This window comes from Polynucleobacter sp. TUM22923 (assembly GCF_030295705.1).
Taxonomy (GTDB): Bacteria; Pseudomonadota; Gammaproteobacteria; order Burkholderiales; family Burkholderiaceae; genus Polynucleobacter.
In genome coordinates this window covers 1,284,601-1,303,849 of the sequence record NZ_AP027274.1, presented here as the reverse complement: position 1 = coordinate 1,303,849, position 19,249 = coordinate 1,284,601, and the positions used below count along the sequence as shown (strand labels likewise).

Below are 19,249 nucleotides of genomic sequence, written 5' to 3'. Positions count from 1 at the left end.
AAAGTGAGCTCTGAAGAACAGCGCTTAGCGCCCATTCGCGACAAGATTGATGGATTAGATGCGCAGATCTTAGAGTTGCTGACTTGGCGCGCTCAAGCTGCGCAAGAAGTTGGTCATATCAAAGGAGGCTTTGCCTCACCTGTTTTTAGGCCAGAGCGCGAGCGTCAGGTAATAGCGAAGTTGCAAGAGATCAATCAAGGTCCTTTGCTGCCAGACGGTATCGCTGCAATATGGCGCGAAGTGATGTCGGCCTGTAGAGCGTTGGAGGCTCGCCAAACGATTGCCTACCTTGGGCCGATTGGCACATTTTCAGAGCAAGCAGCCCAGACCTATTTTGGCCACTCTATAGCAGGCCTTCCTTGTAATAGCTTGGATGAAGTATTTAAGGCGGTTGAGAAGGGCGCAGCCCAATTTGGTGTTGTGCCTGTCGAGAACTCTAGTGAAGGTGCTGTTTCAAGAACGCTTGATCTTCTCTTAGACTCTCCTATGCGCATTAGTGGTGAGTTGGTACTACCTATTCATCATCATTTATTAACGGCGAATGGGGCATTAAATGGGGTGACTACTGTTTGTGCTCACGCCCAAGCTTTGGCTCAGTGTCAACAATGGTTGAGTGAGCATGCACCGCATCTTAAGCGTCAAGCAGTCAGTAGTAATGCCGAAGCAGCGCGCATGGCGGCGAGTGACCCTAGCTTGGCAGCAATCGCAGGTATTCCTGCGCAAGTAGCTTATGGGCTGCAGGTAGTAGCTTCGCAAATTCAAGATGATCCTCACAACCGAACACGCTTCGTTGTCATTGGTCACTACGCATGTCAGTCCACTGGTCAGGATCAAACCTCCTTAGTGTTGTCAGTCGATAATCAGCCTGGTGCGGTTCATCGCCTCTTGGAGCCTCTTGCAAAGCATGGTGTTTCGATGAATCGATTTGAGTCTCGGCCTGCACGTAAGGGCACTTGGGAATATCACTTTTACATTGATGTGGCTGGCCATGCTGAGGATGCAAAAGTAAGCAAAGCTTTGAATGAATTAAAAGCAATGGCGGCCTTTTATAAAAACCTGGGTTCGTATCCGCACTCCGTGTAAACGCTGAGTGAGAACAAAAGTGATCTATATCTATCATGACAACTAAGCTGGGTTTAAAACATATTCAGGCAATTGCGCCTTACGTTGGAGGGCGCCCAATTAGTGAGGTTGCACGGGAGTATGGTTTGGATGAAAGTAAAATTGTCAAACTTGCTTCGAATGAAAACCCTCTTGGGATGCCTAAGTCAGCGCAAGAGGCGATGCTTAAGGCGGCTGGTGATTTGGGTCGTTATCCCGACTCCAATGGGTTTGAATTAAAAAAAGTACTGTCTGAGCGTCTTGGAGTTCCCTCGGACTGGGTAACTTTAGGTAATGGCAGTAATGATATTTTAGAGTTGGCGGCACGTGCTGTCGCGCAAGCTGGTGATGAGGTTATTTTTTCGCGACATGCTTTTGCGGTGTACCCACTAGCAACCCAAGCCGTTGGCGCAAACGCGATTGAAGTTGCCCCAACAGCTAGCTATGGCCATGACTTACCTGCCATGCTAAGCGCTATTCAGGCTTCTGGCGATAAGGCAAAGCTGGTATTCGTTGCAAATCCCAATAATCCTACCGGCAGTTACTTGAGCGCTCAAGAAATTGAAGCATTCCTGCTGGCAGTACCAGCACACGTTGTTGTGGTGTTGGATGAAGCATATAACGAGTATTTGTCTGTAGAGCAACGTTACGATGCTGTTGCTTGGATCAAGCGCTTTCCTAATATGATCCTGTCGCGTAGTTTTTCTAAAGCATATGGTTTAGCTGGTTTGCGTATTGGTTACGGAGTAGCACAGCCTGCACTGACAGATCTACTCAATCGCATACGTCAGCCATTTAACGTTAATAGTCTTGCGCAGGCTGCAGCAATTGCCGCATTCCAGGATATAGAATTTTTGCAGCAAGGATTTGAGCTTAATCGTGCTGGCTTAGCTCAGTTGACCGAGGCATTTGATGCCCTCAATCTGTCTTATCTTCCCTCGGCTGGAAACTTTGTTTTAGTCAAAGTAGGTGATGACGATGGCGCAGGTAATCGTATGAATCTAGAGTTGTTAAAACGTGGAATTATCGTTCGGCCGGTAGGAAATTATGGTTTGCCACAGTGGTTGCGAATTTCGATTGGACTACAAGAAGAAAACGCAGCATTTATTCATGCCTTGCGGGATATCGTCGCGCAGAATAAAGCGCTGACTGCATGACGGTTATGAATTCGAAAGTGAATTACGGAACCGTCACTATTGTGGGTGTCGGTCTGATTGGTGCCTCTCTTGGCTTGGCTTTGAAGCAAGCAGGTGTTGTCAACACCATATTAGGGGTTGGGCGTAGTGCAGCCAACACAGAGCAAGCCTTGAAGATGGGTGCAATTGATCAGGTAGTTGATCTTGTAGAGGCTGCCAAACAATCTGATTTGATTGTGCTTTGCGTTCCTGTCGCACAAATGCGAGCAGCCTTTGAAATCATGGAGCCTCATCTTCAGCCTCGGACGATGTTGACTGATGCTGGTAGCACCAAAGGGGATGTGATTTTGGCAGCAAAAGAAATTTTAGGTAAGAAGGCTTGCCAGTTTGTTCCGGCACATCCTATTGCTGGTGGCGCACAATATGGCGCTAATGCCGCTAAGGCTGATTTATTTCAGGATAAGCAAACTATTATTTGCCCACTGCAAGAAAACTCACCGCAGGACACCGATCTGATTGAGGGCTTTTGGAGGTCAGTCGGCGCACGGGTAAAAAAGATTTCTTCTGTGCAGCATGATGCGATCTATGCAGCAGTGTCTCACTTGCCGCACATCTTGTCTTATGCCTTGATGGTGAGCATTATTAATTCAGAGGATGCAGATCAAAAGTTAGAGCATATTGGCGCTGGCTTTAAAGATTTCACTCGCATTGCCGCTTCTAGCCCTGAAATGTGGCGGGATATTTGCCTGGGGAATCGCACTTCAGTTCTAAAAGAGCTTGATCAGTACTTATTAATCGCTGGCCATATGCGCCAATTAATTGCTGAAAACGACGGCGCTGCTATTGAAAAGTTATTCAAAAAAGCAAGTCAGGCCCGTCAAGATTTGGATACTCTTTGATGAGCAGTTTTTCTAGTATTCAGATTGGTCCATTTAGACAGGCACATGGCGAGATTGTTTTGCCTGGCTCAAAAAGTATTTCCAATCGAGCATTATTGTTAGCAGCCCTTTCTTCTGGCACTACTACACTCCATAATTTATTAGATGCGGACGATACGCAAGTGATGCGAAACGCCTTGCGTCAGCTAGGTATTTTAGTAGCGGATCAGGATCATCACATCTGCATTATTGAGGGGTGTAGCGGTCAATTTCCGGTACGCGAAGCAGATCTTTGGATGGGAAATGCAGGGACTGCTATTCGGCCGTTAACGGCAGCGTTAGCGATGCAAAGTGGTAACTACCGCCTATCAGGCGTAGCCAGAATGCATGAGCGTCCTATTCGTGATTTGGTGGACGGACTACGTCAAATTGGCGCAGAAATTACTTATGAGTTGCAGGCTGGTTATCCGCCGATCCAAATTGCTACATCCCAGATTAATATCCAAGATATTGTGAAAGTGCGTGGCGATGTGTCTAGTCAGTTTTTGACAGCGCTATTAATGGCTCTGCCTTTGGTGGCAAAAGAGCCAGTCAGAATTGAAGTCATTGGCGAGCTCATTTCTCGTCCTTATATCGAGATTACCCTTAAATTAATGGCTCGATTTGGAGTGCTCGTAGATTGTCCAGATGCGCAATCTTTTGTTATTCCTGCCAATACATCAGACGCCGTTTATCAAAGCCCTGGAGCGATGCTGGTTGAGGGCGACGCCTCTTCTGCATCCTATTTTTTGGCATTGGGGGCAATTGGTCGTGGGCCTGTGCGGGTGTTGGGGGTTGGTAGCGACAGTATTCAGGGCGACGTTGCTTTTGCTGATGCATTGGCATTGATGGGGGCAAAAATTACTACAGGTGATGATTGGATTGAGGTTGCTGGTGTTCAAAACGCCAGTGGCAAACTGAATGCGATTACGATCGACTGTACTGAAATTCCTGATGCGGCAATGACGCTGGCTGTTGCCGCCTTATTCGCAGAGGGAAAAACCCGCTTGAATGGCATTGCCAGTTGGCGCGTGAAAGAGACGGATCGTATCGCCGCAATGGCAAAAGAGCTCAAAAAATTAGGGGCAATAGTTGAGGAGGGTGATGACTATATTGAAGTGGAAGCCCCCAAGACTTTGGCTGATTGGCGATCACCGCCTGAGGGCATCGATACCTATGATGATCATCGTATGGCAATGTGTTTCTCTTTAGCGGCTTTTGGCCCAAATCCATTGAAGATTAATGAACCTGATTGTGTTGCCAAGACCTTCCCCACTTATTTTGCGGAATTTGCTGCGGTCGTCAGTTAACGCCTTTATTGCCATGAACTTAGCCCCCGTGATCGCAATTGATGGCCCAACAGCCTCTGGTAAAGGTACGGTCGCATCCCTAGTGGCTGAAAAGCTAGGCTTTCATTATTTGGACAGTGGGGCGCTCTATCGCTTAGTTGCCTTAGGCAGTCAAAAAGCAGCAATTGACCCCGAAAATGGTATTGAATTGGGTTTTTTAGCCCAGAAAATGGTTATTTCCTTTAAAAATGGTCGAGTTTTGCTCAATTCTGAAGATGTGACTGAGGCAATTCGGACTGAAGAGGTAGGTTTACGGGCTTCTAAGATTGCCGTTCACCCCGAAGTAAGGGGTGCGTTAGTGGGCGTTCAGCATGGTTTTAGACTGTCCCCAGGCCTGGTGGCTGATGGGCGAGATATGGCAACGGTGATTTTTCCTGATGCAACGCTCAAGGTTTTTTTAACTGCAACGGCGTTAGCCAGAGCAGAACGTCGACATAAGCAATTGATAGCTAAGGGAATTCCTGCTAAACTTACTGACTTATTGAGTGATTTAGAAGAGCGTGATGCTCGAGATAGCAGCCGAGGAACTGCACCTCTTACAGTTGCAGAAGGCGCGAAAGTGCTGGAAACTTCGGAATTATCGATAGATCAAGCAGTTCAGGCGGTCTTGGCTTGGTATCAAACTAAGGTTGCTTGAGTAGTCAGTAAGGCAGTTTGCAGCAATGTAATGCAGTGTGCAGTAAAGCAGTAGTTTTGGTGTCTTTAGAAACTCTACAACGCGATTATCTAATTTAGCGTGTTTCTTTGGGCTTTTATAACCTAACCCGTCGGATCTTCTGGCGGCACAAAGTGAATATACATGTCTGAATCATTTGCAGAATTATTTGAAGAATCATTAACCCGATCGAATATGAAGACCGGCCAAGTTATTTCGGCTGAAGTCCTTCGCATCGACCATAACTTCGTCGTTGTTAACGCTGGCTTAAAGTCTGAAGCGTTTATTCCTGTTGAAGAATTCCATAACGACGCTGGAGAGATTGAAGTAGCTCCCGGTGATTTCGTTTCAGTTGCGATTGACGCACTTGAAAATGGCTATGGCGACACCATCCTCTCCCGTGACAAAGCAAAGCGTCTGGCTTCATGGATGAATTTGGAAAAAGCACTCGAGCAGGCAGAAATCGTTACTGGTACTGTTACCGGTAAGGTTAAAGGCGGCTTGACTGTCATGGTTAACGGCATCCGCGCATTCTTGCCTGGATCACTCGTAGATACACGCCCAATTAAGGATACAACTCCTTATGAAGGCAAGACCATGGAATTTAAGGTTATCAAGCTTGATCGTAAGCGTAACAACGTAGTGTTGTCACGTCGTGCGGTTGTTGAAGCTAGTCAAGGTGAAGAGCGCGCGAAGTTGATGTCTAACCTCAAAGAAGGTAGCGTTGTTGTAGGTATCGTGAAAAATATTACGGACTACGGCGCATTCGTTGACCTCGGTGGTATCGATGGCCTCTTGCACATTACCGATTTGGCATGGCGTCGCGTGCGTCACCCAAGCGAGATGTTGACTGTAGGTCAAGAAGTTACCGCAAAGATTTTGAAGTTCGACCAAGAGAAGAACCGTGTTTCACTCGGCGTGAAGCAGCTTGGTGATGATCCTTGGGTTGGTATCGCTCGTCGCTACCCACCAAATACTCGCTTATTCGGCAAGGTAACTAACCTGACTGACTACGGCGCGTTTGTTGAAATCGAGAGTGGTATCGAAGGCTTGGTACACGTTTCCGAAATGGATTGGACAAACAAGAACGTTGCTCCAAGTAAAGCTACTGCACTAGGAACTGAAGTTGAAGTGATGGTTCTGGATATTGATGAAGACAAGCGTCGTATTAGCTTGGGCATCAAGCAGTGCAAAGCAAATCCATGGGATGAGTTTGCACGTGGCCAGCAAAAAGGTGACAAACTCACCGGCGCAATCAAATCGATCACTGATTTTGGTGTATTCATTGGTTTGCCTGGCGGTATCGATGGCTTGGTTCACCTCTCAGACCTTTCATGGAATGAGCCAGGAGAAGAGGCTGTTAAGAGATACAAAAAAGGTGATGAAGTCGAAGCTACGGTATTAGCCATTGATGTTGAGAAAGAGCGCATCTCTCTTGGTATCAAGCAATTGTCTGGTGACCCATTCAACAACTACACATCAGTGAGTGACAAGGGTAGCCTCGTTACTGGTACTGTAAAAGCGGTTGATGCTAAGGGTGCAACCATTCATTTGGCTGATGAAGTTGAGGCTTACTTACGTGCATCAGAAATCTCAACCGATCGCGTTGAAGATGCACGCAATGTATTGAAAGAGGGCGATAGTGTTACCGCCATGATCATTAACATTGATCGTAAATCACGTGTGATTAACCTTTCAATTAAAGCAAAAGACAGTACTGACCAGCAAGATGCAATGAGCAAGCTCCAGGGTGATGCGCAGTCCGGCACAACCAACTTGGGTGCTTTGTTAAAAGCAAAGATGGACAGTAAGGGCTAAATCAAGATCGCCGCTTCCTTTGTGGGGAGCGGCGTTTTGTCATTGATAGACCATGTCAGATCAAGAGCAACAAGCAATTACTCGTTCAGAGTTGGTAGAGAGTTTGGCGGAGCAGTTTCCGCAGTTGCTGCCTAGGGATGTCGAGTTAGCTGTAAAGACTTTATTGGACACTATGACTCATGCCTTAGCTGAAGGTAAACGTATTGAGTTGCGTGGTGTTGGTAGTTTTGTATTGCATCATCGTCCGGCGCGTACTGGTCGTAACCCTAAATCTGGTGAGAAAGTACTCATTCCAGAGAAGCGAGTTCCCCACTTTAAGCCTGGCAAAGAACTTCGTGAGCGTGTTGATTACAAGCCGCTTAAGCAAGTGAGCCCCAAAGAGGGTTCTGGTGGTTAGCCGCATTACATTCACCCAGTGGTCCGTTCGGGCCATTTTTTTATTGAGCCTCTGAGTCATGATTCAGATCGCTACCTCATGGCTGTTGATACTGCCGATATTATTTGGTATCGGATGGCTGGCCTCACGTTGGGATTTACGTCTTGAAAACCGCATGGATGAGCGCGAGCGGATGCGTCAACAACGTTCTACATTCAAAGGCTTAAGTCTTTTATTAAATGAGCAGCCTGATCAAGCTATTGAGACTCTGGTCAAGATTGCACAGCTCGACCCTGAAACGATTGAGTTACATTTTTCCTTAGGAAGCTTGTTCCGCCGTCGCGGTGAAACTGAGCGTGCGATTCGGGTGCATCAACACCTTGCAAATCGAGATGATTTAAAGCCACGAGATCGTGATCACGCGGCATACGAGCTAGGCCGTGATTTTTTACGAGCAGGCTTATTAGATAGGGCGGAAGCCTCTTTAAATCGTGTGGGCGAAGGTAAGTTTTCCGCCCCCGCTAAAGAGAGTTTATTGGAGATGTATCAGATTGAGCGCGAGTGGCAGAAGGCCATTGTTGCTGCAAGTGAGCTAGAGAGTTTGCAGGGCAAACCACACCGTGTTGAGATCGCTCAGTTCTATTGCGAGATAGGTCAGGAGGCGCTTAGGCGGAAAGATTTATCTGAGGCTGAGCAAACCATCACACTGGCACTGCAAGCAGTGCCTAATCATGCTCGCGGACTGATCTTACGGGGCGATTACTTCATGGCACTTGAGCGTCCAGCGCAAGCAATAGAAGCTTGGAGTGTTATAGCGGCCAACCATCCTGCATATATGCATTTGTTGGCAGATCGTTGGATGACTGCACACTCAGGCCTGGATAAGGCGGAGCAAGGATTAAGTGTGTTGGACGCGTTACTGAAAACTCAGGCATCTGGAGAATTGCTTGATATTGTTCAAAAGCATATGACCCAAATTCGGGGCGCTAAGGCTGCCGAGGCCATGTTGGTCGATGTAATGCAATACGCACCTAGCTTGAGTGCTTTATCTAAATTAGCCGAGACCCGCCTGATGCTGGCTGAGAGTAATGGCACACCAGAAAGAATTTCTGATTTAGTGGCGACACTGAGTTTATTAAAACAACGTACGACTAGTCTGGCTCGTTACACCTGCGGCAATTGCGGCTTTCGTGCACGACGTTTTTATTGGCAATGCCCGGGTTGCAACCATTGGGAGGCTTATTCACCAAGACGTAATGAGGGTGCTGTGCCCAGTGGACCCTCAATGTAATTGAAGCTGTAGATACTGAAATATTTGGAGATGTCTTGAAAGTCACAATCATTGGTAGCGGTTACGTTGGTTTGGTTACTGGCGCTTGTCTAGCGGAGCAGGGCAATCATGTTTTTTGTTTGGATGTAGATCCCCAAAAAATTGAAATACTAAACTCGGGTGGCGTCCCTATTTATGAGCCTGGCCTCAAAGAAATGATCGAGCGCAATCGTGCTGCAGGTCGCTTGCAGTTTTCTACTGATATTGCCGCCTCAGTTGCTCATGGTGACATTCAATTTATTGCGGTGGGCACCCCTCCTGATGAGGATGGATCAGCAGATTTGCAGTATGTAGTAGCGGCAGCGCGCAATATTGGACGTCATATGACTAGCCCAAAGGTCATCGTCGATAAATCTACGGTTCCTGTAGGCACGGCTGATAAGGTCACTGCAGCCATTGCAGAAGAGTTGGTGAAACGTCATTTATCGTCAGACCTATGTTCAGTCGTTTCTAATCCAGAATTTTTGAAAGAAGGTGCGGCAGTTGAGGACTTTATGCGGCCTGATCGCATTGTGGTTGGTACTCAAAATACGCCTGCAGGCGTACGCGCTAAAGAGCAGATGCGTAAGCTCTATGCGCCTTTTAACCGTCACCATGAACGTACCTATTACATGGATGTAAAAAGTGCAGAGTTGACCAAGTATGCCGCCAATGCCATGCTGGCAACACGCATCTCTTTTATGAACGAGTTAGCTAACTTAGCTGATCTAGTGGGTGCTGATATTGAAGCTGTACGCCAAGGCATTGGCTCAGATTCTCGTATTGGTCATGGGTTTTTGTATTCAGGTACAGGTTATGGAGGCTCATGCTTTCCAAAGGATGTATTGGCTCTTAGTAAAACAGCGGCTGAGTACGGCAGAGACCTCAAAATTCTAGATGCTGTCGAAGCGGTCAATCAAGCTCAGAAATATATTTTGGTCGAGAAGATTGAAAAACGCTTTGGTAAAGATCTTTCGGGAAAAAAGTTTGCTTTGTGGGGGTTGGCATTTAAGCCCAATACTGACGATATGCGTGAAGCGCCAAGCCGAGTCATTATTCAAGAGTTAGTCAAGCGTGGCGCCCATATAGTAGCTCATGACCCAGTTGCGATGCCAGAAGCTCTGCATTGCCTGGAAATGGACTTTGAAGGTAATCCAGATGGCTTGAAAAGAGTCTCCTTGATTGATGACCCAATGTCTGCTGCGGATGGTTGTGATGCTTTGGTCATTGTGACGGAGTGGAAAGCATTTAGAAGTCCAGATTTTGATCTGATGAAGGCCAAATTAAAGAGCCCCATTATTTTCGATGGTAGAAATCTCTATGAGCCTCAAGCTATGCAAGAATTAGGTATTGAGTATCAGGGTATTGGCCGTCATAATTAATCCATCCATATTTAGTGAATATTCAGAAAAAAATAAGTTACCCCGTGGAAAAAGCAAACCCAGAACAATTTTCTAAAGCCCGATTACTGGTGGTAGGTGACGTAATGCTAGATCGCTATTGGTTTGGCGATACCAGTCGCATTTCACCAGAAGCACCGGTGCCAGTGGTTCAAGTGGGTAAGATAGATGAGCGCTTAGGTGGAGCCGCCAACGTTGCCCGAAACGTAGCTGCGCTAGGTGCTCAGACCACTATCTTGGGTTTAGTAGGTGATGATGAGGCAGGCAAGCGCATTGCCGAATTACTACAATCGAGCGATGTCGATAGCCAGCTAGAAATCGATCCCAAGGTTCCAACGACTGTTAAGTTAAGAGTAATTGCTAGGCAGCAGCAGCTGATTCGCTTAGATTTTGAGGAGGCGCCTAGTGAGGCAGCCTTAGCCCATAAATTAGAGCGATACGAAAAGCTAGTAGGTGATGCGGATGTTGTCATTTTGTCTGACTATGGCAAAGGCGCGCTAGGTCAGGTGGCTTTCATGATTAAACAGGCGCGTGCTCAGAAGAAAATGATCTTAGTTGACCCTAAGGGTGACGACTACGCTAAATATCGTGGGGCTACCGTGCTAACTCCAAATCGCAGTGAACTGCGTCAAGTTGTTGGCCGATGGGCAAGCGAAGAAGAGCTTACCCAAAAAGCGCAGGCTCTACGTCGATCTTTAGATCTTGAGGCCTTGTTATTGACGCGCTCTGAAGAGGGGATGAGCCTTTATACCGAGGCAGGCGTTAGTCATGTCAAGGCGCAGGCACGCGAAGTGTTTGACGTATCTGGGGCTGGTGATACGGTGATTGCTACGCTAGCAGTCGCTTTAGCGGCCCAGTGGCCATTAGAAAAATCGATGGCGCTAGCCAATCGTGCGGGTAGTATTGTGGTCGGAAAATTGGGTACTGCCACAGTGACTTCAGAGGAATTGCAATGACGATTATCGTAACCGGTGCCGCTGGATTTATTGGTGCCAATATTGTTCAGGCGCTTAATGCTCGTGGTGAAAAAAATATCATTGCTGTAGATGATTTGCGACCTGCGGACAAATATCGCAACCTCGCTGATTTAGACATCATTGACTATTTAGATAAAGATGAGTTTTTAGAGGCATTCAGAAGCGGTAGATTGGGTAAGATTAAGGCAGTGTTTCATGAGGGGGCTTGTTCAGACACGATGGAAACAGATGGAATTTTCATGATGGCGAATAACTTTCGTTACACCATGGATCTCCTCGATATTTGTACGGAGCAAAAAGTACAACTGTTATATGCTTCATCAGCAGCAACCTATGGGGGCTCCGATGTATTTGTCGAGAGTCGCGAACATGAGAAGCCACTCAATATTTATGGTTACTCAAAGTTTTTGTTTGATCAAGTAATGCGTAAGCGTTTTGCTGACAAGTCTAATACTGCACAGGTAGTGGGTTTTCGTTACTTCAATGTATACGGACCGAGAGAATCGCATAAAGGTCGTATGGCTTCGGTAGCCTTTCATCAATATCACCAGTACAAGGTCAATGGTCAGGTGAAGCTGTTTGGTGAGTACGGTGGTTATGCTGCTGGTGAGCAAAGCCGCGACTTTGTCTCGGTAGAGGATGTGGTTAAGGTTAACCTATACTTTTTAGATCACCCTGAAATTAGTGGCATTTTTAATCTTGGTAGTGGTCATGCGCAACCTTTTAACGATGTTGCACATGCGGTGGCTAATGCCATGCGTAAGATCGATCATGTAAACGCTGCAAGCTTAGAAGACTTAGTTAAAGAAAAGGCAATTGAGTACATTCCTTTTCCGGAGGCGCTTAAAGGGAAGTATCAGTGTTTCACTCAGGCAGATTTAACAAAGTTGCGCGCCGCGGGCTACAGTGAACCTTTTTTGAATGTGGAGCAGGGTGTCAGTCGCTATATTACTTGGCTGTCAGCCAATGCTGATTTCTTGGCAAGCCCTCTTTCGTGATGTAAAAGTAGTCAACAAATTCTCTTTGCACTCGTTTTAACTGATCCACTTGCAATCTCTGCAAGTGGATTTTTTATTAACAGATGGAGAGAGAATGAGTCGATCATTAAATTTCGGTAACGCCCGTGGTCTTTTTCAGGCATTAGTATTTTCAGTAATGTTGGCAGTTTCAGGTTTAAGTGGTGCTACGCCGATCAACGTCAACACCGCGACCCAGTCGGAGCTGGAAAGTATTAAAGGTATTGGGCCGTCTAAAGCAAAAACAATCATTGCTGAGCGATTGGATGGGGGGCATTTCCAAGATGCCAACGATCTACAAAAGCGGGTGCGTGGCATTGGCATGAAATCCGTAGAAAAAATGGTGGATAACGGTTTAACTATTGAGGCGCCAGGCTCCTTTCGTGAGCCTAATAGCCGTACCGTTAAAGAGGGCACAAGCTCTACTAGACGGGGTTCTCGCAGCCAAAACGGCCCTCGTAATAGTTCAGATCGAAGCGTACCAAATCGTCGAAATTAGCTTATCGGATGCTTAAGTTTGCTTATGGCTAAAATGGGTTCATGAGCACACCTTCTTACTTGACTATTTCACAGACCGTGGGGAACACCCCTCTAGTTCGTTTACAGCGCATTCCTGGCCTTGAAAATGAATCCCGAAATAATCTGATTTTAGGAAAGATGGAAGGAAATAATCCAGCCGGGTCGGTAAAGGACCGACCTGCGCTGTCGATGATCATGCGCGCTCAAGAGCGTGGTGATATTAAGCCGGGCGACACATTAATCGAAGCTACCAGTGGTAATACAGGCATTGCTTTGGCCATGACTGCTGCAATGCTTGGTTATAAGATGGTTTTAGTTATGCCCGAGAATCAAAGCATCGAGCGCAGACAAAGTATGGCCGCCTATGGGGCTGAGTTAATTCTGACTGCAGCGTCTGGGGGTATGGAGTTTGCCAGGGACTATGCCTTGCAGTTACAAAAAGAAGGTCGAGGCAGATTGCTAGACCAATTTGCTAACCCTGACAATCCACGGGCTCATATTGAAACCACTGGTCCCGAAATCTGGCGTGATACCGATGGGCAAGTGACTCACTTTGTTTCTTCTATGGGCACTACGGGCACGATTACTGGCGTTTCTACGTACCTCAAGTCCATGAATCCCCATATTCAGATTATTGGCGCGCAACCTGAGGAGGGCTCTCAAATACCGGGGATTCGTAAATGGGCGCCCCAGTATTTGCCCAAAATCTATGAAGGTGATCGGGTTGATCAGATTGAGTACGTGTCGCAAGCCGATGCTGAAGAAATGGCACGTCGTCTCGCTGCTCAAGAGGGTATTTTTTGTGGCATCTCCGCAGGAGGTGCGTTAGTTGTTGCTTTAAGAATAGCCCGTCAAGTGGAGAACGCTACCATCGTATTTATTGTGTGCGATCGCGGCGACCGTTACCTCTCGACTGGAGTTTTCCCAGCTTAAATCTGCTTTTGCTTTTTCTTAGCTTTATTTTTCTTAGGCTTTGATATTGTTGGATCAGCCAGGGTTTCTTCCTTGATATTTCTTGGGTATTTTTGATCAAGAGTAGCTGGTACTACGCTTTGATTTTTATATCCCAGCGCCTCTGCAAAATCTGCAACACTTTGTGCGTAAAAATAGCTGCGGTTATATTGAACGATCGTCAGAAAGTTATTTAAGCCGACAAAATATTGCACCTGATCATTGCCTTCTTTATCTGGATAGGGTAAATCAACAATCAGTGCTTTGCTCTGAGGTGCTACGCCACCAGCCTGTAAGTCACCCCTATTGCTGCTGAGAATGCCTTTATCGATCAGTTCTTGAACAGTGTACTTAAGAACGGGTTCGCCATCAGCAAGAGATTTGGCTGAGTCTATGCCTGACTCTTTGATTGGGAAGGATATGGGCATCCCCGTTTGCCATCCATGCTTTTTCAAAAAGTTCGCCACGCTGGCAATTGCGTCCCTTGGACTTTGCTTCAGATCAATACGCCCGTCGCCATCTCCATCTACTGCAAAGCTACGGATGCTGCTGGGCATAAATTGAGGTAATCCAATAGCGCCTGCATAGGAACTATTTTGGTTGAGGCAGCTATCAAAACGACTTGAATTCACTTCCGGTTTATTGTTTTTGATTGCTTGCCTACCCCCTGCATCTGACCAACATAGCAAAATCAACTCTTGCAGTTGATCTTTGAATAATTGCTCTCGTGCTGCTTTGTTGGGGGTATCTGGGTAATTAAAGGCCAATGTAAAAAGCACATCTTTCACGCGAAAGCTGCCCGTTTGTCGTCCGTAGATTGTTTCAATACCAATAATGGCCACAATCAACTCAGCTGGCACCCCATACTCTTGCTCAACTTTGGATAGGAACGCTTGATGTTGTTCCCAAAAGACTCTCCCAGCGTTAATGCGAATCGGCTCTACAAAGCGTTTGCGATAAGCAAGCCAATTCTTTTTAAAGGTGCCAGATGGGGGTAATACCAATTTTCTAATAGACGGAATAGTTTTAACATCAGAAAAGCCAGACTCAAGTACCGATAAGGAAATGGCCTGATTTTGAGCCACTTGAGCTAGTAATTGACTCAGATTTTGGGTAAGACGAGTCTCGGAGGCGATATCCTCAGACTGGTTTACGATAGGCTTATGAGGTTTTACCTCCTGGGTGGGAACGCTTGAGCAGGAGATTAAACCCGCCACTAAGAGCAGTATTGAGGCAGAGTAGAGGAAACGAACATTCATTGGATGGCGAGTAGGTGAGTATTCAATGGCTTTTATTCAATTAAAAAATGATATTGTCGCAATGAAGGGTTTTAAGTAATGACTACAGGATACATAACTCACCCTGATTTTCTCAAACATGAGATGGGTGCTCATCATCCCGAGTGCCCAGAGCGCATTCAGGCGATTAATGATCAATTGATTCGTAGTGGAGTGGATGGCTTCCTTCAGCACCTAGAGGCGCCACTGGCAACTGAAGATCAGCTTGAGTTGGTGCATAGCCAAGATCACATTGCTTTTGTTAAAGAGTGCGCACCCGCTAGTGGTTATCACATGCTTGATGGCGATACCATTATGAATCCACATACTTGGAATACCGCTCTACGCGCAGTAGGCGCTGCCATTGCTGGTGTAGATGCCGTCATGAAGGGCGAGGTGGAAAATGTATTTTGCGCTATTCGTCCTCCAGGCCATCATGCTGAGCCAACGCGCTCTATGGGGTTTTGTATTTTTGATAGCGTTGCTGTTGCAGCTCGTTACGCAATGCAGGAGTATGGAATTGAGCGAGTGGCAATTATTGACTTTGATGTCCACCATGGAAACGGTACAGAAGCAGCATTTTTTAATGACCCTAACGTATTGATGTGTAGTTTTTTCCAACATCCTTTCTATCCTTATAGTGGTTTAGATGGCGCTAACAATATGGTGAATGTTCCACTACCAGCATCCACTCGCGGTGATGTTGTGAGATCGATCGTAGAGGAGCAGTGGTTACCACGTCTACGCGATTTTGAGCCTGAGCTGATCATGATTTCGGCCGGTTTTGATGCCCATCGTGAGGATGACCTAGGTCAAATGGGTCTTGTAGAGGATGACTATGCGTGGATGACTAAGAAGCTCAAAGAGGTTGCCAATCAATATGCTCAAGGCCGCATTGTCAGCTGCTTAGAGGGGGGATATAACTTATCCGCTTTAGGCCGCAGTGTGGTGGCACATGTGAAGGCGCTTGCTGATATTTGAGAGATTCACAATTCAGATTTTTAGAGACAAAGTAATTTAATAATAGGGGTGCGAATGGTAAATATCTTTGAGCAAGGTTTAGAGCGTAATCCTGCAAATTACACGCCCATTACCCCTATTTTGTTTTTGGAGCGCTCTGCTCAGGTCTATCCAGATCGCTTGGCAGTTATTCATGGCAACTTACGTCAAACTTGGAGCCAGACTTACGAACGTTGCCGTCGTTTAGCCAGCGCCCTACAAAAACAGGGTATTGGTGTGGGTGATGCGGTGGCAGTAATGCTCCCCAATACGCCGCCAATGGTAGAGGCTCATTTTGGAATTCCAATGGCAGGTGCAGTATTAAATGCGCTCAATACCCGCCTTGATCCAGTATCGATTGCCTTCATGTTAAATCACGGTGAGGCTAAAGTCGTCATTGTGGATCCCGAGTTTGCGGATGTGATGAAAAAAGCATTGGAGATTGCCAAGCGTGACAGTGGTCGCGATTTCATGGTGATTGATGCACAAGAAAAAGAGTTTGATGTTCCAGGGGAGCGCTTAGGATCGCTGACCTATGAGCAGTTCTTAGATACTGGGGATCCCCAATTTGTCTGGCCAATGCCGTCTGACGAGTGGCAAGCCATTTGCCTTAATTACACCTCAGGCACCACTGGCAATCCAAAGGGCGTGGTCTACCATCATCGGGGCGCTGCGATCAATGCCATTTCTAATATCTTAGACTGGGATATGAATAAGCACCCTGTGTATTTATGGACTCTGCCAATGTTTCATTGCAATGGCTGGTGCTTTCCATGGACAGTTGCCGCACGCGCCGGTGTTAATGTTTGTTTGCGCCGGGTGGATGCAGAACATATTTTTTCTGCGATTAAAAATCATGGGGTCACACATTACTGCGCAGCTCCTATTGTTCATAACTTGCTAGTGAATGCACCGGATGCACTAAAGGTGGGAGTGCCTGCTGGGGTTAAAGGTTTAATTGCTGGAGCTGCACCTCCTGCATCCATTATTGAAGGAATGGAAAAATTAGGATTTGATTTAACGCATGTCTACGGTCTGACCGAGACCTATGGCCCAGCCGCAGTTTGTGTTCAGCAAGAGGATTGGGATGACTTGGAGATTGGAGAGAGAGCTCGTCTGAACGCTCGCCAAGGCGTCCGCTATCACCTGCAACAAGCAATTGCAGTACTTGACCCCCTAACGCTAGAGCCTGTAGTTGCCGATGGTGAGACTATGGGTGAAATCATGTTTAAGGGTAATATCGCCATGAAGGGTTACCTTAAGAATGAAAAGGCAAGCAAAGAGGCCTTTGCAGGCGGCTGGTTTCATTCAGGCGATCTTGCAGTAATGAATCCTGATGGTTATGTCAAGATTAAGGATCGCAGCAAAGACATCATCATTTCTGGCGGCGAGAATATCTCATCGATTGAGGTGGAGGATGTCTTATATCGGCATCCCGCAGTCATAGCTGCTGCGGTAGTGGCTAAGCCAGATCTTAAGTGGGGCGAGACGCCCTGTGCATTCCTGGAAATTAAAGCCGGCGCAGAAGTGACCGCTGCTGATATTGTGGCGCATTGCAAGCAGCATTTAGCTGGTTTTAAAGTGCCTAGAGCAGTAGTCTTTGGAGAGCTCCCAAAGACTTCAACTGGGAAGATTCAAAAATTTGAGTTACGTAAACGAGCGGGTTCCGCCTCGGCGATTGATGTCTAGCCTAAGATCGTGATAGACGGATAAAATAGAGAAATAACCCCCAAAGCAAAGAGTGAATGATGAAAATCTTGGTAGCAGTAAAACGCGTTGTTGATTACAACGTCAAAATTCGAGTGAAGTCAGATAACACCGGTGTGGACATTGCAAATGTCAAAATGAGTATGAACCCATTTGATGAGATCGCAGTAGAGGAGGCGGTGCGCTTAAAAGAGGCGGGGATCGCAACTGAGATTGTTGTTGTATCTGCTGGCGCTACTCAGTGTCAAGAAACCCTGCGTACTGCTCTAGCGATCGGGGCGGATCGCGCAATTTTGGTTGAGACAGATGCTGAATTACAGCCCTTGGCGGTAGCTAAGATTCTAAAAGCGCTGGTAGAAAAAGAGCAGGCGCAAATTGTGATCTTAGGCAAACAAGCGATCGACGATGACAGTAATCAAACGGGTCAGATGTTGGCTAGCTTACTGGATGTACCGCAAGCTACCTTTGCCTCAAAGGTGGTGGTCGCCGATAGTAAGGTCAGTGTGACTCGTGAGGTAGATGGTGGATTGGAGACTATTTCCTTGGTGTTGCCCGCAGTCATTACTACTGACTTGCGTTTAAATGAGCCACGTTATGTTACGTTGCCCAACATTATGAAATCTAAGAAGAAAACTTTAGAGATTACAAAGCCCGAGGAGCTGGGTGTTGACATTGCCCCACGCCTAAAGACGATTAAGGTTGAGGAGCCACAAAAACGTTCTGCTGGCGTAATGGTTGCAGATGTTGCTGCATTGGTTGATAAACTTAAAAATGAAGCGAAGGTAATTTAAATGACTGCTCTTGTTATTGCTGAACATGATAATAGTTCACTAAAAATAGCCACACTTCATGCTGTAGCGGCTGCTTTACAGTGCTCACCTGAGGTAGATATTCTAGTTTCTGGAAATGGAGTCGCCTCAGTAGCTCTAGCGGCTAGTCAAATTGTGGGTGTTCGTAAGGTGATTCAGGTAGACGATGCGAGATTAGCTGATCAGTTAGCCGAACCTTTGGCTGCTCAAATTTTAGCGATCGCACATCAATACGAGTACATTCTTGCTCCTGCCACTGCCAACGGAAAAAATGTATTGCCTCGAGTTGCCGCTCAATTGGATGTTGCCCAACTATCTGATATTACAAAGGTAGTTGCCAGCGATACCTTCGAGCGTCCGATTTATGCGGGCAATGCCATAGCGACGGTTCAGTCTAGCGATCCGATTAAAGTCATTACTGTGAGAACTACGGGTTTTGATCCAGCAGCTGCTTCTGGAGGATCTGCGCTTATTGAGAGCCGGGTCGTGACTGCTGATGCAGGACAGTCTAGCTTTGTAGGGCGCGAACTTACTAAATCAGATCGACCTGAGTTAACTGCTGCTAAGATTATTGTTTCTGGTGGACGTGGCTTAGGATCTGGCGATAAGTATCAAGAGCTCATTGCCCCCTTAGCTGATAAATTAGGCGCTGCACTTGGAGCATCACGTGCGGCAGTCGATGCTGGTTACGTGCCCAATAACTACCAAGTCGGTCAGACCGGTAAGATCGTTGCCCCACAGCTTTATATCGCGGTTGGAATTTCTGGAGCAATTCAGCATCTTGCTGGTATGAAAGACTCTAAGGTAATTGTGGCCATCAATAAAGATCCGGAGGCACCCATTTTTAGTGTTGCTGACTATGGCCTTGTTGCAGATCTCAATGTTGCTGTGCCTGAACTGATTGCCGCACTCACCTAAACTATCGGAGTATCT

Annotated in this window: 17 protein-coding genes and 1 pseudogene; 17 read left to right on the top strand and 1 reads right to left on the bottom strand. The window is 46.6% G+C overall.

The genetic code is table 11. The annotated features are described in order from the left end of the window. The first annotated feature begins 3 nt into the window (after positions 1-3). From pheA to cysM, 13 genes and pseudogenes are all read left to right on the top strand, one after another. Positions 4-1,083, top strand: coding sequence for a prephenate dehydratase (pheA, locus tag QUD86_RS06645; protein WP_502928860.1), 1,080 nt, complete (start codon positions 4-6; stop codon positions 1,081-1,083). Positions 1,084-1,118: 35 nt separating this feature from the next. Further along, positions 1,119-2,258: a histidinol-phosphate transaminase gene (gene hisC, locus QUD86_RS06640; protein WP_286296112.1), complete on the top strand. Its 1,140-nt coding sequence runs from the start codon at positions 1,119-1,121 to the stop codon at positions 2,256-2,258. Between the two features lie 5 nt (positions 2,259-2,263). After that, positions 2,264-3,136 carry a prephenate dehydrogenase gene (locus QUD86_RS06635; protein WP_502928898.1) on the top strand — a complete coding sequence of 291 codons (873 nt, stop codon included), beginning with the start codon at positions 2,264-2,266 and terminating at the stop codon, positions 3,134-3,136. Beyond that, positions 3,136-4,464: a 3-phosphoshikimate 1-carboxyvinyltransferase gene (gene aroA / locus QUD86_RS06630; protein WP_286296108.1), complete on the top strand. Its 1,329-nt coding sequence runs from the start codon at positions 3,136-3,138 to the stop codon at positions 4,462-4,464. Before QUD86_RS06635 ends, aroA begins: the two co-directional genes overlap by 1 nt. A gap of 13 nt (positions 4,465-4,477) precedes the next feature. Beyond that, on the top strand, positions 4,478-5,140 hold the full coding sequence (gene cmk / locus QUD86_RS06625) for a (d)CMP kinase (protein ID WP_286296107.1): 663 nt from the start codon (positions 4,478-4,480) through the stop codon (positions 5,138-5,140). A 162-nt stretch (positions 5,141-5,302) separates the two neighbouring features. Beyond that, positions 5,303-6,976: a 30S ribosomal protein S1 gene (gene rpsA, locus QUD86_RS06620; protein ID WP_100378971.1), complete on the top strand. Its 1,674-nt coding sequence runs from the start codon at positions 5,303-5,305 to the stop codon at positions 6,974-6,976. 52 nt (positions 6,977-7,028) lie between these two features. Beyond that, positions 7,029-7,325: pseudogene (locus QUD86_RS06615) on the top strand (integration host factor subunit beta); the annotation flags it as partial. 106 nt (positions 7,326-7,431) lie between these two features. Further along, a complete protein-coding gene (gene lapB, locus QUD86_RS06610) occupies positions 7,432-8,643 on the top strand; it encodes a lipopolysaccharide assembly protein LapB (protein ID WP_286296103.1) in 1,212 nt (403 codons plus the stop codon). A gap of 35 nt (positions 8,644-8,678) precedes the next feature. Further along, positions 8,679-10,043 (top strand): UDP-glucose dehydrogenase family protein, encoded by a 1,365-nt coding sequence (locus tag QUD86_RS06605; RefSeq protein WP_286296101.1) that lies wholly within the window; start codon positions 8,679-8,681, stop codon positions 10,041-10,043. A gap of 44 nt (positions 10,044-10,087) precedes the next feature. After that, positions 10,088-11,017 (top strand): D-glycero-beta-D-manno-heptose-7-phosphate kinase, encoded by a 930-nt coding sequence (rfaE1, locus tag QUD86_RS06600; protein ID WP_286296100.1) that lies wholly within the window; start codon positions 10,088-10,090, stop codon positions 11,015-11,017. Further along, on the top strand, positions 11,014-12,036 hold the full coding sequence (gene rfaD / locus QUD86_RS06595) for an ADP-glyceromanno-heptose 6-epimerase (protein WP_286296098.1): 1,023 nt from the start codon (positions 11,014-11,016) through the stop codon (positions 12,034-12,036). Before rfaE1 ends, rfaD begins: the two co-directional genes overlap by 4 nt. Positions 12,037-12,130: 94 nt before the next feature. Beyond that, a complete protein-coding gene (locus QUD86_RS06590) occupies positions 12,131-12,553 on the top strand; it encodes a ComEA family DNA-binding protein (RefSeq protein ID WP_286296097.1) in 423 nt (140 codons plus the stop codon). Positions 12,554-12,594: 41 nt separating this feature from the next. Then, the gene (gene cysM / locus QUD86_RS06585; RefSeq protein ID WP_286296096.1) at positions 12,595-13,506 is read left to right on the top strand and encodes a cysteine synthase CysM; all 912 of its coding nucleotides are present in this window, start codon (positions 12,595-12,597) and stop codon (positions 13,504-13,506) included. On the opposite strand, the gene QUD86_RS06580 is transcribed toward cysM, so the two are convergent. After that, complete coding sequence (locus tag QUD86_RS06580; RefSeq protein WP_286296094.1) at positions 13,503-14,783, bottom strand: lytic murein transglycosylase; 1,281 nt, start codon at positions 14,781-14,783, stop codon at positions 13,503-13,505. The genes cysM and QUD86_RS06580 overlap by 4 nt on opposite strands. A gap of 78 nt (positions 14,784-14,861) precedes the next feature. Between QUD86_RS06580 and QUD86_RS06575 the strand changes: the two genes are divergently transcribed. The 4 genes from QUD86_RS06575 to QUD86_RS06560 are packed head-to-tail and all read left to right on the top strand — an operon-like array spanning position 14,862 to position 19,234. Next, entirely contained in the window at positions 14,862-15,782 is a 921-nt protein-coding gene (locus tag QUD86_RS06575; RefSeq protein ID WP_286296093.1) for a histone deacetylase family protein, read from the top strand. Between the two features lie 54 nt (positions 15,783-15,836). Next, on the top strand, positions 15,837-17,489 hold the full coding sequence (locus QUD86_RS06570; protein WP_286296092.1) for an acyl-CoA synthetase: 1,653 nt from the start codon (positions 15,837-15,839) through the stop codon (positions 17,487-17,489). A gap of 59 nt (positions 17,490-17,548) precedes the next feature. After that, positions 17,549-18,298 (top strand): electron transfer flavoprotein subunit beta/FixA family protein, encoded by a 750-nt coding sequence (locus tag QUD86_RS06565; RefSeq protein WP_286298708.1) that lies wholly within the window; start codon positions 17,549-17,551, stop codon positions 18,296-18,298. Beyond that, complete coding sequence (locus QUD86_RS06560) at positions 18,299-19,234, top strand: electron transfer flavoprotein subunit alpha/FixB family protein (protein ID WP_286296090.1); 936 nt, start codon at positions 18,299-18,301, stop codon at positions 19,232-19,234. Positions 19,235-19,249 lie beyond the last annotated feature (15 nt).